The sequence below is a fragment of the Bradyrhizobium sp. SPXBL-04 genome (assembly GCF_051853035.1).
Classification (GTDB): Bacteria; Pseudomonadota; Alphaproteobacteria; order Rhizobiales; family Xanthobacteraceae; genus Bradyrhizobium; species Bradyrhizobium zhanjiangense.
Genome location: NZ_CP182472.1, coordinates 6887953 through 6900517, shown reverse-complemented (window position 1 = coordinate 6900517; position 12565 = coordinate 6887953). Strand labels below are relative to the sequence as shown.

11 protein-coding genes are annotated in these 12565 nt (G+C 66.2%); 8 read left to right on the top strand and 3 right to left on the bottom strand.

Annotated elements, in window-relative coordinates; all coding sequences use genetic code 11:
- Nucleotides 1–25 precede the first annotated feature (25 nt).
- Nucleotides 26–919: a helix-turn-helix transcriptional regulator gene (locus ACNJX8_RS32990; RefSeq protein ID WP_249760037.1), complete on the bottom strand. Its 894-nt coding sequence runs from the start codon at nt 917–919 to the stop codon at nt 26–28.
- Between the two features lie 270 nt (nt 920–1189).
- Between ACNJX8_RS32990 and ACNJX8_RS32985 the strand changes: the two genes are divergently transcribed.
- From ACNJX8_RS32985 to ACNJX8_RS32975, 3 genes are read left to right on the top strand one after another with little or no spacing between them, the layout of a single operon-like run.
- A complete protein-coding gene (locus ACNJX8_RS32985; protein WP_128935824.1) occupies nt 1190–2023 on the top strand; it encodes a substrate-binding domain-containing protein in 834 nt (277 codons plus the stop codon).
- 54 nt (nt 2024–2077) lie between these two features.
- Nucleotides 2078–3184, top strand: a complete 1107-nt coding sequence (locus tag ACNJX8_RS32980; RefSeq protein WP_439358164.1) for a molybdopterin-binding protein — start codon at nt 2078–2080, stop codon at nt 3182–3184.
- Between the two features lie 13 nt (nt 3185–3197).
- Nucleotides 3198–5147 carry a molybdopterin biosynthesis protein gene (locus tag ACNJX8_RS32975; protein ID WP_439358163.1) on the top strand — a complete coding sequence of 650 codons (1950 nt, stop codon included), beginning with the start codon at nt 3198–3200 and terminating at the stop codon, nt 5145–5147.
- A 51-nt stretch (nt 5148–5198) separates the two neighbouring features.
- Here the strand turns inward: ACNJX8_RS32975 and mobA are convergent, their stop codons facing one another.
- A complete protein-coding gene (mobA, locus tag ACNJX8_RS32970) occupies nt 5199–5855 on the bottom strand; it encodes a molybdenum cofactor guanylyltransferase MobA (RefSeq protein ID WP_439358162.1) in 657 nt (218 codons plus the stop codon).
- Nucleotides 5836–6726 (bottom strand): formate dehydrogenase accessory sulfurtransferase FdhD, encoded by an 891-nt coding sequence (locus ACNJX8_RS32965; protein WP_439358161.1) that lies wholly within the window; start codon nt 6724–6726, stop codon nt 5836–5838. Before ACNJX8_RS32965 ends, mobA begins: the two co-directional genes overlap by 20 nt.
- Before the next feature lie 104 nt (nt 6727–6830).
- On the opposite strand from ACNJX8_RS32965, the gene mobB reads away from it, so the two are divergent.
- The 5 genes from mobB (at nt 6831) to ACNJX8_RS32940 (ending at nt 12481) form a co-directional block, all read left to right on the top strand.
- Nucleotides 6831–7358: a molybdopterin-guanine dinucleotide biosynthesis protein B gene (gene mobB, locus ACNJX8_RS32960; protein ID WP_439358160.1), complete on the top strand. Its 528-nt coding sequence runs from the start codon at nt 6831–6833 to the stop codon at nt 7356–7358.
- A gap of 9 nt (nt 7359–7367) precedes the next feature.
- A complete protein-coding gene (locus ACNJX8_RS32955) occupies nt 7368–8624 on the top strand; it encodes a molybdopterin molybdotransferase MoeA (protein WP_439358159.1) in 1257 nt (418 codons plus the stop codon).
- A 45-nt stretch (nt 8625–8669) separates the two neighbouring features.
- Nucleotides 8670–8903 (top strand): sulfurtransferase TusA family protein, encoded by a 234-nt coding sequence (locus tag ACNJX8_RS32950; protein ID WP_028142272.1) that lies wholly within the window; start codon nt 8670–8672, stop codon nt 8901–8903.
- A 127-nt stretch (nt 8904–9030) separates the two neighbouring features.
- Complete coding sequence (locus ACNJX8_RS32945; protein ID WP_128935817.1) at nt 9031–10464, top strand: sigma-54-dependent transcriptional regulator; 1434 nt, start codon at nt 9031–9033, stop codon at nt 10462–10464.
- Complete coding sequence (locus ACNJX8_RS32940; protein ID WP_439358158.1) at nt 10457–12481, top strand: sensor histidine kinase; 2025 nt, start codon at nt 10457–10459, stop codon at nt 12479–12481. The genes ACNJX8_RS32945 and ACNJX8_RS32940 overlap by 8 nt, the downstream gene beginning before the upstream one ends.
- The last annotated feature ends 84 nt before the right edge of the window (nt 12482–12565 follow it).

Here is a 12565-nt window from a genome sequence, read left to right as displayed (position 1 = left end):
AACTATTCGGGGGCGGGCGTCAATGTCAGGCCGCAAAGCGGATCTGTCCCGCGGGCGAGGGGTCGTAGCCGGTCAGCTCCTCGGCGCGCTGTCGCAGCCGCCTTTCGCCGAGCAGCCGGAGCAGGGCCTGCATGGCGGGGCGGAAATAGCTGCGCTGCCGCATCGCGAGGTCAAAATTCTCCCAGACCAGCGGCACGAAATCCAGCCCGGCCGAGCGCGCCGCCGCGCGCGTCGCGATCCCGCAATCGGCCTGGCCGGCGCGGAGGATATCGACGAGGTCCGGGCCGGTCAGAGCCGGCGTCTCGATGCGGCGCAAATCCCGCGTCGAGGCGCCCGCGCGCTTGAGCAGCCCGTCGAGCAGCATCTGCGCGCCCGTGCCCTGTGGTCGCATAGCCATCCTGGCGCCGCGTGCGAGCACGTCGGACAGGTCGTGCAGCTGCTTGGGATTGCCGTGCGGCAGCACGAGACCCTGCTCGCGGCGCACGAACGCGACCAGCACCGCATCGTGCAGGTCCGGAGCTGCCCGCAGCGCTTCGACACTGGCATCGCTGGCGAGATTGTCGGCGGCGTCCAAGGCATGGAAGTGCACCGCCGCGGCCATCACCTCGTTGCGCTGCAAGCGCTCGAGCCCGCGCGCGCTGCCCTCGCTCATCGATCCGAGCCCAGAGCCGGATTCGCGCAGGCTCCAAGCCAAGAGCTCGTCCTGGCTGCCGCCCACGACCGGCGGCGGCTCCGCGATCAGCATGCCGGCCGGGCGCGCCAGTCCCGACAGCACCCAGAGATCGAGCTCGTGCCGCGGGAAGAGCCACTTCCCGGTCACCTTGGTGCAGGGGATCGCACCGGTGGTGACGAGTTCGTAAAGCTTGCGTTCGCCGAGCCGAAGATAGTCGGCGGCTTCGCTGGTCGTCAGGAATTCCATCCTGCATTCCTATGCAAATTCTTGCTTCTTTTTGACGTTCGACGCAGGTGGAATTCTGCATTTCAATTCGTGTCCGCGGGAACCATGCCCGATCATCTCGCTGCTTTGCAACACATCCGCGCGCGCGATTTCTGCTTTGGTGAACGATCCCAAAGCATTCGCGCTTTGCCGAAATTTCCCGAGTGGGGGGCGCGAGGAGCAGATGACGTCACGAGTGCGGCGCAATCGATCATCATCATGATTCCGTCACAGCCAAGGGGAACCCGCATCATGGCCGTCCGCCGCCTCGCCGTTGCATTCGCGCTTCTCTGCGGCCTTGCTGCGGGCGTTGCGGCGTCAGCCGCGGAGGAGCGTGGCATCGTCCTCGCCACGACGACGGCGACCCAGGAGTCCGGCCTGCTCGATTATCTGCTGCCGATCTTCCGCGCGAAGACCGGCATCGACGTGACGGTGATCGCGCGGCGCGCCGATGAAGTGCTCGACGGGGCGCGAAGGGGCGAGGTCGACGTCGTGCTGATGCATGCGCGACCGCAGGAGGAGAAATTCGTCGCCGATGGTTTCGGCGTGAAGCGCCTCGACGTGATGTACAACGACTATGTGCTGATCGGGCCGAAGAGCGATCCTGCGGGCGTGAAGGGCAAGGACATCGCGACCGCGCTGAAGGCGATCGAGGCCAAGGGGGCGCCATTCGTGACGCGCGGTGACCGCTCGGGCACCCATGCCGCGGAGCTCGCGCTCTGGATCGTCGCCGGCATCGACATCGCAAGCGCCAAGGGCGCCTGGTATCGCGAGGCCGGGGCGGGCATGACGAGAGCCCTCGACGCCGCGCGCGCCGCGAACGCCTATGTGCTGTCGGACCGCGGCAGCTGGATCTCGTTCAGGGATCGCGGCGATCTCGACATCGTCGTCGAAGGCGACAGGCGCCTGCTCAATCAGTACGGCGTGATGCTGGTGAACCCCGAGAAGTTTCCGAACGTGAAGAAGGATCTCGCGCAGACCTTCATCGACTGGCTGACCTCGCCGGAGGGGCAGACGGTGATCGCCGGCTACAAGGTCGACGGGCAGCAGCTGTTCTTTCCCAATTCGGACAGGTCGGGCGGCTGACGTCCGCGGCGCTGGCGGTTGCCAAACCGGGCGATGCATGGTCCATCATGGCGCATGACCCAACGCCTGCCGTCCTCGCTCACGCCGCTCGACACTGCGCTCGCCGCGTTGCTGCGAGGCGTCGATGCTGTTGCGCCGGTGGAGTTGCCCCTGGCGGAAGCGATCGGTTGCGTCGCGGTGGGCACTCCGCTGCTTCCCGCCTATCCTCCGCGCGACATGGCCGCCGCAGACGGCTGGGCGCTCTCAGCCAATGATCTCGTCGGTGCGTCGGCATACGCGCCGCTGCCGCTGGCGATGGCTCCTGCGTGGGTCGATGCCGGTGACGCGATGCCGGAGGGATGTGACTGCGTGCTCGATGCCGGCGCGGTCGAGGTGTCAGGTCCGCTGGCCCAGGTGCTGGCAGAGGCCGTGCCAGGGCAGGGCGTCAGGCGCGCCGGAAGCGACGTCGCCGCGTGCACGCCCGCCGGCGCCGAGGGATATCCCATCGCTGCGGCCGATCTGCTGATCGCGCGCGTTGCGGGCTTGGAAAAGCTTTTCGTGCGGCGGCCGCGGCTGCGCATCGTCAATGTGCTGGGCGCAACAACGACAGCGCAGACGATCGCCGGGATCGCGCGCGCAGCGGGACTGGATGTGAAGACGTTTGAGGCCGGCGCGCGCGATGAAGCATCGATTGCCGAGGCGCTCGATGCTTCCTCCTGCGATCTGCTGCTGACGGTGGGCGGCAGTGGCGTCGGTCGCCGGGATGCAGCTGTCGCGGCGCTGGCCCGGCGCGGCGAGGTGCTTGCCCATGGCCTTGCGCTCCAGCCTGGACGCACCACCGCGGTCGGCCGGCTCGGGCAGATTCCTGTTGTCGCCTTGCCCGGCTCGCCCGATCATGCGCTCGCGGCCTGGCTCGCGTTCGTGCTGCCGCTCATTGACCACCTGTCGGCGCGCCGGCCACGCCGACAGGTGAGCTTGCCGCTCGCGCGCAAGATCGCATCCGGCGTCGGCATCGCCGAAATCGTCCTCTTGGCCGAGGAACATCATGCGTGGATGCCGCTTGCCGTGAGCGAATGGTCGCTCCAGGCCATCGCCCGTGCCGATGCATGGCTGCTCGTCCCCGCCAGCCACGAGGGATTTGCGGCGGGCACGCCGGTCGGTGCTTATCTGATGCGGGAATGATATGGGTTCCGGCATGACGATGATTCCGCGGTCGCAAGAGCGCAGCGCGCTGGAACAGGAGCAGTTCCTGAAGGTCCTGTCGCGGGAGGAAGCGCTGGCCCGCTTCGAGGCGGCGCTGTTCCCGCGGTCGATTCCGAGTGCAGTGTGCAAACTCGCTGATGCACTCGGTGCGGCGCTCGCCGAAGACGTCACGGCACCGATCGACGTTCCGCCGTTCGACCGCTCCAATGTCGACGGGTTTGCGGTCCGCTCAGCCGATGTCGTTGCGGCGGGGGAAGGTGCACCCATTCGTCTCGCGCTGAACGCTGAAACTATCCACTGCGGCACAGCCCCGACGCTGCAAGTGGCGGCTGGATCCGCAACAGCGATCGCCACCGGCGGTCCGCTGCCACGCGGCGCCGACGCTGTCGTCATGGTCGAGCACACACAGCCGGCCGGGTCGGATGCGATCGAGGTTCGTCGCGCCACGTCTCCCGGGCAATTCGTCTCCTATGCCGGATCCGACATGGCGCGCGGCGAAGCGCTGCTGCGTGCGGGGACGATCATCGGCTCGCGCGAGATCGGCATGCTGGCCGCTTGCGGCATCGCCGAGGTGAATATCGCGCGCAAGCCGCTTGTGGCCGTCGTCTCCACCGGCGACGAACTGGTGCAGCCCGGAGAGCTGCTCGCGCCCGCCGAGATCTACGACACCAACGGTGCGATCGTCGCTGCTGCGATCGACGAGAATGGCGGCAAGGCGGTCTTCCTTGGCGCCATTCCCGACGATGAAGCCAAGCTCGAAGCCGCCATGCGCCGCGCGCTGGCGGATGCCGACGTGCTGGTGCTGTCGGGCGGCACGTCGAAAGGCGCGGGCGACCTGTCCCACCGCATCATCGACCGGCTCGGCCAGCCCGGCATCATCGCGCATGGCGTTGCGCTCAAGCCCGGCAAGCCGCTGTGCCTTGCGGTCTGCGACGGCAAGCCGGTGGTGATCCTGCCGGGCTTTCCGACCTCGGCGATGTTCACCTTCCACGACATGATCGTGCCGGTGCTGCGCAGGATGGCCGGGCTGCCGCCGCGCTCCGAGGCCAAGGTCAGCGCGACCGTGCCTGTGCGCATCGCTTCCGAACTCGGCCGCACCGAATTCGTCATGGTCTCGCTGGTCGAGGGCCGGGACGGCCTGATCGCCTATCCCTCCGGCAAAGGATCCGGTGCGATCACGTCATTCGCGCAGGCCGATGGCTTTCTGCGCATCGACGCGCTCGCCGATCAGATGCCGGCCGGCACGCAGGCCGAGGTGACGCTGTTCACGCCGCATGTGCGCGTGCCCGATCTCGTCATCGTCGGCAGCCATTGCACCGGTCTCGATCTCGTTACCGCACAGCTCGCGCATGCCGGCCTGACCGTACGCTCGATCGCGGTCGGCAGCCTCGGCGGGCTCGCCGCGGCGAAGCGCGGCGAGTGCGATCTCGCGCCGATCCATCTGTTCGACGACAAGAGCGAGACCTACAACACGCCCTATCTCGTCGAGGGGCTCGAGCTCGTTCCGGGCTGGCGGCGGATGCAGGGCATCGTCTTCCGCAAGGGCGACAAGCGTTTCGAAGACCTCGGTGCGAAGGACGCCGTTGCAGCGGCGCTCGCCGACCCCGCCTGCATCATGGTCAACCGCAACCAGGGCGCCGGCACGCGCATCCTGATCGACCGGCTGCTCGGCGGGGCGCGTCCGGAAGGTTATTGGAACCAGCCGCGCTCGCACAATGCGGTGGCGGCGGCCGTGGCGCAGCACCGCGCCGACTGGGGCATGACCATTGCGCCGGTCGCCCATGCGGTCGGCCTCGGTTTCATTCCGCTCGCGGAGGAGCATTATGACTTCGCGCTGGTGACGGCGCGCAAAGACCGGCCGGCAGTGCAGGCCTTTCTCGATGCACTCGGCTCGAATGAAGCGCGCGCCGCGCTGGAGCGGGCGGGGTTCCGGCCCGCCTAGATTGACGAAGCGGCGCTTCTCAATGATCCAACCTAACCGGAGCACACCGCCTTACGAGGCGTCATCCAGCGCCGCCAGCCGCTCGGCTTCCGCGATGTCCTCGACGGTATTGGCATTGAAGAACGGGTCGAGCGGCTCGGTCGGCCACATCACCGTCGCCAGCGGATAGCGCGCGGTCCAGCGGTCGATCTTGCGGAGGTCCTCGACGACGAGTGCGTGGCGGAGCTCCTCACGCAGGTCCACGCGCCACAGGCCGATCACCGGATGCGACTGATCGCCCGATGCGGCGACCGCGAGTTGCGCGTTCTCGCGCGCTCGCGCCTCATGCAGGCGGGCGACCAGATCGCGCGGCAGGAACGGGCAGTCGCCGGCGGCGCTGAGCACCCACTCGATGTTCGGTCGGTTTGCCGCAGTCCAGTCGAGCGCGGCGAGGATGCCGGCGAGCGGGCCGGGAAAGCCGGGCACGTCGTCGGCGACCACCTGCAAGCCGAACGCGGCGAAGCGCGCGGGATCGCCGTTGGCATTGAGGATCAGTCCGATACATTGGGGTGAAAGGCGCGCGATCACACGTTCTAGGATGGTGCGGCCACCGATGCTGCGCATCGGCTTGTCGCCCCCGCCCATGCGGCGGGCGAGACCGCCGGCGAGCAGAACGCCAAGAGTCGGCGGAACACTCGTCGCGGGAATCTCAGTCGTCACCACCTTCACCCTTGCGCTTGTGCTTCGCCGATTCCTCCTCGACGTAAGCGAGGTTCTGGTCGTAGACGATGCGGTCCTCGCCCGAGAGTGCGATGAAGCGCTTGCCGCGTGTGCGGCCGATCAGCGTCAGCCCGACCTGCCTTGCGAGATCGACGCCCCAGGCGGTGAAGCCGGAGCGCGACACCAGGATCGGAATGCCCATGCGCACAGTCTTGATCACCATCTCCGAGGTGAGGCGTCCCGTGGTGTAGAGGATCTTGTCGCCAGGCTCGACGCCGTGGCGGTACATCCAGCCCGCGATCTTGTCGACGGCGTTGTGGCGGCCGACGTCCTCGGTGTAGCAGAGCGGGGCGCCCTCCTTGCACAGCACGCAGCCATGGATCGCGCCGGCCTCCAGATAAAGCGAAGGCATGGTGTTAATGGTCTGTGTCATCTGGTACAGCCAGGAGGTGCGCAGCTCCGCCTTCGGCAGTGCGACACTCTCGACCGCTTCCAGCAGGTCGCCGAAGGCGGTGCCCTGCGCGCAGCCCGAGGTCTGCGTGCGCTTCTTCAGCTTGGCCTCGAAATTGGTGTGGTGTGAGGTGCGCACTACGACCACCTGGAGGTCATCGTCGTATTCGACCTCGGTGACCACGTCATTATATTTCAGCATGTTCTGATTCAGCAGGTAGCCGAGCGCCAGATATTCCGGATAGTCGCCGATCGTCATCATGGTGACGATCTCCTGCGAATTCAGGTAGAGCGTCAGTGGCCGCTCCATCGGCACCTTGATCTCGACCCTGGCGCCGGTCTGGTCGGTCCCGGTCACGCTCTGGGTCAGGCGCGGGTCGTCCGTGTCAGGGACGATCAGGGGCACCGGGGTCTTGTCGATCTTCATCATGGTTGCGACGTTAGCATGACATTCGGGTCAAGCCGATATAAGCATGGCGGGGAGAGGCCGGAAGTTCCATCGGCTGGCGAGCCGTTGGCGGAGATCGGAAGGTTATGAAAGTCATCGGCCTTGCAGGCTGGAGTGGGGCGGGCAAGACCACGCTGTTGACGCGGCTGATCCCGCATTTCAACGCGCAGGGCCTGCGCGTTTCCGTGATCAAGCACGCGCATCACCAGTTCGACGTCGACGTGCCCGGCAAGGATTCCTGGCGCCATCGCGAGGCCGGCGCGGCCGAGGTGTTGGTTGCTTCGTCCAACCGCTGGGCCTTGATGCACGAATTGCGCGGCGCGGCGGAGCCGCGGCTGCCGGAACTGCTCGAGAAGCTCTCCGCGGTCGATCTCGTCGTGGTCGAGGGCTTCAAGCGCGAGCCGCATCGCAAGATCGAGGTGCATCGTGCCGCGAACGGCAAACCGCTGCTGTTTCCCGACGATCCCGGAATTGCCGGGATTGCGAGCGACACCGCGGTTGAAACCCGGCTGCCGACCGTCCATCTCGATGATATCCCTGCTGTAGCCGCGTTGTTGCTGCTCGCGGCGATGCCGGTCGAGGAAGTGGTGGCAAGAAGCACCGCGATACGCTGACGAGGCACCATGGCTCAATTATCGGACGATTGCTTTGCCTTCGGCGGCCCGATGATGTCGGTCGACGAGGCCGTCGACCTCATCACGACACGCGTCAACGCGATCACCGATCTCGAGACTGTTGCGCTGGTCGATGCCGACGGGCGCGTGCTTGCGCGCGATATCGTGGCGCCCCTGCCGCTGCCGCCGTTCACCAACTCCGCGGTCGACGGCTATGCCGTGCGCAACGCCGACCTTCCGCAAGCTGCGGAGCAGGCGTTCCCGCTCGACGGCCGCATCCAGGCCGGCGGCCTTGCACAGACGCCGATCAAGCCCGGCCACACCGCGCGCATCTTCACGGGTGCGCCGATGCCGCCGGATGCCGAGACGGTCTTCATGCAGGAAGATGTCCGCATCGATGATTCTGGCAAGATCGTGCTGCCGCCGGGACTGAAGCCGGGTGCCAATGTTCGCCCTGCGGGCGAGGACATTCCCGAAGGGTACGTCGCGCTGCGCGCCGGCCAGCGCTTGCGGCCGCAGCACGTTGCCCTCGCTGCCGCTTTCGGCCTGACCAGCCTCGACGTCGTCAGGCGCATCCGCGTCGCGGTGTTCTCGACCGGTGACGAGCTGGCCTCGCCCGGCGAGCCGCGCGCGGCCTCGCAACTGTTCGATTCCAACCGCTTCATGCTGATGGCGATGCTGCGCCGGCTCGGCTGCGAGGTCAGCGATCTCGGCATCTTGCGCGACGAACGGACGTCGCTTGCGAACGGCCTGAAGCAGGTCGCAGGCGAACACGACCTTATCCTTACCACCGGTGGCGTCTCGACCGGGGAGGAGGATCACGTCAAGGCGGCGGTCGAGAGCATCGGCTCGCTGGTGCTGTGGCGGATGGCGATCAAGCCGGGACGGCCGGTCGCAATGGGCATCATCGACGGCACGCCGCTGATCGGATTGCCCGGCAATCCCGTTGCGAGCTTCGTCACCTTCGTCCATGTGGTGCGGCCGACGGTGCTGGCGCTCGCCGGCAGCCTGCCGGAGCCGCTGACGCCGATCCCTGTGCGCGCCGCGTTCACCTACAAGAAGAAGGCGGGCCGGCGCGAATATGTTCGCGTCTCCTTGCGGCGCGGAGAGGACGGCGCGCTGGAGGTCATCAAGTTCCCGCGGGAAGGCGCTGGGCTGTTGTCGTCGCTGATCGAGACCGACGGCTTGGTCGAACTCGGCGAGGACATCACGAATGTCGAGCCGGGGCACAGCGTAGGTTTCCTACCCTACGCCGATCTGCTCTGATGCGGCTGCGTTGACGCCATCGCCTCATCCCGCCATGTTGCGCCCATGACCCGAACGACGCTCGATCTAACCGGGCTGAAATGCCCGTTACCTGCTCTGAAGACGCGCAAGGCGCTGAAGCCGTTGCAGCCTGGCGATCAACTCGAAGTGCACTGCACCGATCCCTTGTCGGTGATTGACATTCCGAATCTGATTCGCGAGACCGGCGACAAGGTCGAGATCACCGAGCGCAACGAGGCGCGCATCGTATTCCTGGTCGAAAAGAGCGACGCCCCGTAGAAAGGCGAATGTTCACGGCGGTGACGTTTGACTATGCTGCGCCCGCGGGGGAAGCGGCCGAAGCTTCGCTGCAGTGCGAAAGCGCCGAATATTGCGGTGGATGGATCTCAAACCTAAGACATCGGGCATGACTTTCTCAACTTCGAGGGCAAGCGCAGCCGCGAGTCCCGCGGTGGGCCGCGAGCCTGCCGTCAAGCTCGGCAAGACGGCTGCAGGGCCGGAGTTCGGCGCGCTGGCGCAGGCCTCCATCCTGATCGTCGACGACGAGCCGGGCATGCGCAATTTCCTGGTGCGCACGCTTGCGCCGCGCTGCAAGCTGGTGGACGAGGCGGCCGATACCGACCAGGCTTCGCGCAAGCTCGATTCCAACCGCTACGACGTCGTCATTCTCGATAACATCATGCCAGGCAAGAATGGCGTCGATTGGCTCGCCGAGCAGCGCGCCGTCGGCTTTTTCGCCGACGCCATCCTGATCACCGCCTACGCCGACCTCGACACTGCGATCCAGGCCCTGCGCGCCGGTGCGGCCGATTTCGTGCTCAAGCCGTTCCGCTCCAACCAGATCCTCAACGCGGTGGCACGATGCCTCGACCGTGTCCGCCTCCAGCGCGAGAACTATGTCCTGCGCTATGCTCTGCGTGCCTCGTCCGACCGCACCTTTCTGCGCGACAATCTGATCGGACAGTCGGCAGCGACGCTGCGCGTACGGGAGACCATCGCGCGCGTCGCGCGCCTGCCGACCTCGGTTCTCCTCACCGGCGAATCCGGCACCGGCAAGGAAGTGGCAGCGCGCTCGATCCACTCGCTGTCCGACCGCGCCGACAAACCCTTCGTGCCCGTGAATTGCGCGGCGATCCCGCCCGAGATGATCGAGGCCGAGCTGTTCGGACACATCAAGGGCGCGTTCACCGGCGCCGATTCGGGGCGCGAGGGCTTATTCCTGTATGCGCATGGCGGCACGCTGTTCCTCGACGAGATCGGGGAGCTGCCGCTGCCGATGCAGAGCAAGCTGCTCCGCGTGCTCGAAGACCGCCGCGTCCGTCCGGTTGGCTCCGAGCGTGAAGTTCCGGTCGACCTTCGCTTCATCTTCGCAACCAATGCCGAGCTTCAGAAGGAGGTCGAGAAGGGCCGTTTCCGAGCTGATCTGTTCTACCGGCTCAACGTGATGCAGATCCGCCTGCCGCTGCTGAAGGATCGCGGCGATGACGTGCAGGAGCTTGCCGCCATCTTCATGAGCAAGCTGTCGGCTCAGCTCGGCATGCCGCCGGTGCCGATCGACGCCGCGGTGCGGGCGGCGCTCGCAAGCTATGACTGGCCAGGCAATGTGCGCGAGCTGCGCAATTTGATCGAGCGCACGCTGATCCTCGGCGCCTTCCCCGACGATTTCGCCGGTCCCCGCAACAACGGTCAGTCGGCGCCTGCCGACAGTCTCGCGGAGCTCGAGCGCCGTCACATTCTCGGCGTGCTGAAGGAGGTCAATGGCAATCGCGAGGAGGCGGCGCGTCGCCTCGGTATCTCGCGCAAGACCATCGACCGCAAATGCGCGTTGTGGGATGTCTGATGCTGCCGGCCGCAGCGGCGAGCCCGTGCGGGGACGCTCCGTCCGCTTCCGGCTGCTCGCCATCGCGCTGCTGCCGATGCTGGTCATCCTGCCGCTCCTGCTCGGCGTTGCGATCTATCGCTGGAACGCGAAGTTCGATGCGACCCTGATCTCCAAGGTCAACGGCGATCTCACCATCGCCCACCAATATCTCGCCCGCATCCTGGAAAAGACCGGCGTCCAGCTCCGGGCGCTCAGCCTGTCGGCCCGCTTCCATGAGGTGCTTGCGCCGGATGCGCGCGGCTCCCTGCAGGATCTGCTCGACGAGACCCGCAAGGAAATTGGTCTCGATTTCCTGTATCTGACCAACGATCGCGGCGACGTCCTGGCCTCATCGCCGCCGCTGCAGCATCGACCGAGAAGTGACTGGCCAATCATCAGGTCGGCGCTGTCGGGACAGGTCCCTGCGACGGGCGTCGACATTTTCGGCAATGACGAGCTCGCCGCAATTTCGCCGGCCCTGGCTGAGCGCGCGCGATTAGACCTCGTGCCGACCCCGAACGCGGTGCCGACCGACCGCAGCACCGAGACGCGCGGCATGGTCGTGCATGCGGCGAGCCGGGCGATGCTACCTGACGGTGGCGCCGCTGCGCTGGTCGGCGGCACGCTGCTCAACCAGAATCTCGAATTCATCGACACGATCAACGATCTCGTCTATCGCGCGGCGAGCCTGCCGGAGGGCAGCCAGGGCACTGCGACGCTGTTCCTGGACGACGTGCGGATATCGACCAACGTCCGTCTGTTCGAGGGACGGCGCGCGCTCGGCACGCGCGTGTCGGCGGCGGTGCGCTCGGCCGTGCTGGGCGAGGGGCGCACCTGGCTCGACAGCGCTTTCGTGGTCAATGACTGGTACATCTCCGCCTACGAGCCGCTGGTCGACAGTTATGGCAAGCGGGTCGGCATGCTCTATGTCGGCTTTCTGGAGAAGCCGTTCAGTGAAGCCAAATACCAGACATTGATGATCATCATCGCAGCGTTCATCGCGATCACCGCAGCGACCGTACCAATCTTCCTGCGCTGGGCGAGCTCCATCTTCATGCCGCTGGAGCGCGTCACGGCGACGATCACCGAGGTGGAGCGCGGGAACCTCTCCGCCCGCACCAAGATGCCGGTGTTGGGTGACGAGATCGGCCGCGTCGCGGTTCATCTCGACAGCCTGCTCGACCAGATCCAGGAACGCGACCGACAGCTCCGGGAATGGAATGAGGAGCTGAACGTCCGCGTGCGGGAGCGCACGCGCGACCTCGAGCACGCCAATCTCAAGCTCGAGGCGACCACCAAGCAGCTCATCATGTCGGAGAAGCTGGCTGCGATCGGCGAGATCACCGCCGGCGTTGCGCACGAGATCAACAATCCGATCGCGGTGATGCAGGGCAATCTCGACGTCATCCGCAGCGTGTTCGGGGCCGATGCCGACAAGGCGAAGGTCGAGTTTCGCCTGCTCGACGAGCAGATTCACCGCATTAGCCAGATCGTGACCAAGCTGTTGCAGTTTGCAAGGCCGGAGGAGTATGCCGGCTATGTCGAGCGCCATGCGCTGGCGAGCGTCATCTCCGACTGTCTGCCGCTGGTGCAGCATCTTCTGAACAAGACCGAGATCGCCGTGGTCAGGGACGACCGCGCCAACCGGCTCGTGCTGATGAACCGCAACGAGCTGCAGCAGGTGCTGGTCAATCTCATCGTCAACGCGATCCACGCCATGCCGGAAGGCGGGACCCTGACGCTCCGCTCCTTCGATGCGGAGCGCGACGGCCATCAAGGCGTCGCCATCGAGGTCGCCGACACTGGCATCGGCATGAGCACTGAGGTGATCGAAAAGATATTCGACCCCTTCTACACCACCAAACGGCGGCAAGGCACTGGGCTCGGCCTCTCCATCAGCCAGACGCTGATTAAGCGCCAGGGTGGACAGATCACGGCCGAAAGCCGCGTCGGTTCCGGAAGTAAATTCACGGTGTGGCTGCCGGAAGCGACCTGATTGGACATTTTGTCCGAGGATCTCAGGACATTCTGTCCGGCGCAGCACATTGCGCTGCGGGAAGTCATTGAATCATCACGATGC

Excerpts from the sequence above, each read along its gene's own strand:
- ACNJX8_RS32985 (WP_128935824.1), top strand. The coding sequence starts at position 1,190 with ATGGCCGTCCGCCGCCTCGCCGTTGCATTCGCGCTTCTCTGCGGCCTT.
- ACNJX8_RS32965 (WP_439358161.1), bottom strand. The coding sequence starts at position 6,726 with ATGATGAAGATCGACAAGACCCCGGTGCCCCTGATCGTCCCTGACACG.
- ACNJX8_RS32990 (WP_249760037.1), bottom strand. The coding sequence starts at position 919 with ATGGAATTCCTGACGACCAGCGAAGCCGCCGACTATCTTCGGCTCGGC.
- ACNJX8_RS32955 (WP_439358159.1), top strand. The coding sequence starts at position 7,368 with ATGGCTCAATTATCGGACGATTGCTTTGCCTTCGGCGGCCCGATGATG.
- ACNJX8_RS32950 (WP_028142272.1), top strand. The coding sequence starts at position 8,670 with ATGACCCGAACGACGCTCGATCTAACCGGGCTGAAATGCCCGTTACCT.
- ACNJX8_RS32945 (WP_128935817.1), top strand. The coding sequence starts at position 9,031 with ATGACTTTCTCAACTTCGAGGGCAAGCGCAGCCGCGAGTCCCGCGGTG.
- ACNJX8_RS32980 (WP_439358164.1), top strand. The coding sequence starts at position 2,078 with ATGACCCAACGCCTGCCGTCCTCGCTCACGCCGCTCGACACTGCGCTC.
- mobB (WP_439358160.1), top strand. The coding sequence starts at position 6,831 with ATGAAAGTCATCGGCCTTGCAGGCTGGAGTGGGGCGGGCAAGACCACG.
- ACNJX8_RS32940 (WP_439358158.1), top strand. The coding sequence starts at position 10,457 with ATGTCTGATGCTGCCGGCCGCAGCGGCGAGCCCGTGCGGGGACGCTCC.
- ACNJX8_RS32975 (WP_439358163.1), top strand. The coding sequence starts at position 3,198 with ATGACGATGATTCCGCGGTCGCAAGAGCGCAGCGCGCTGGAACAGGAG.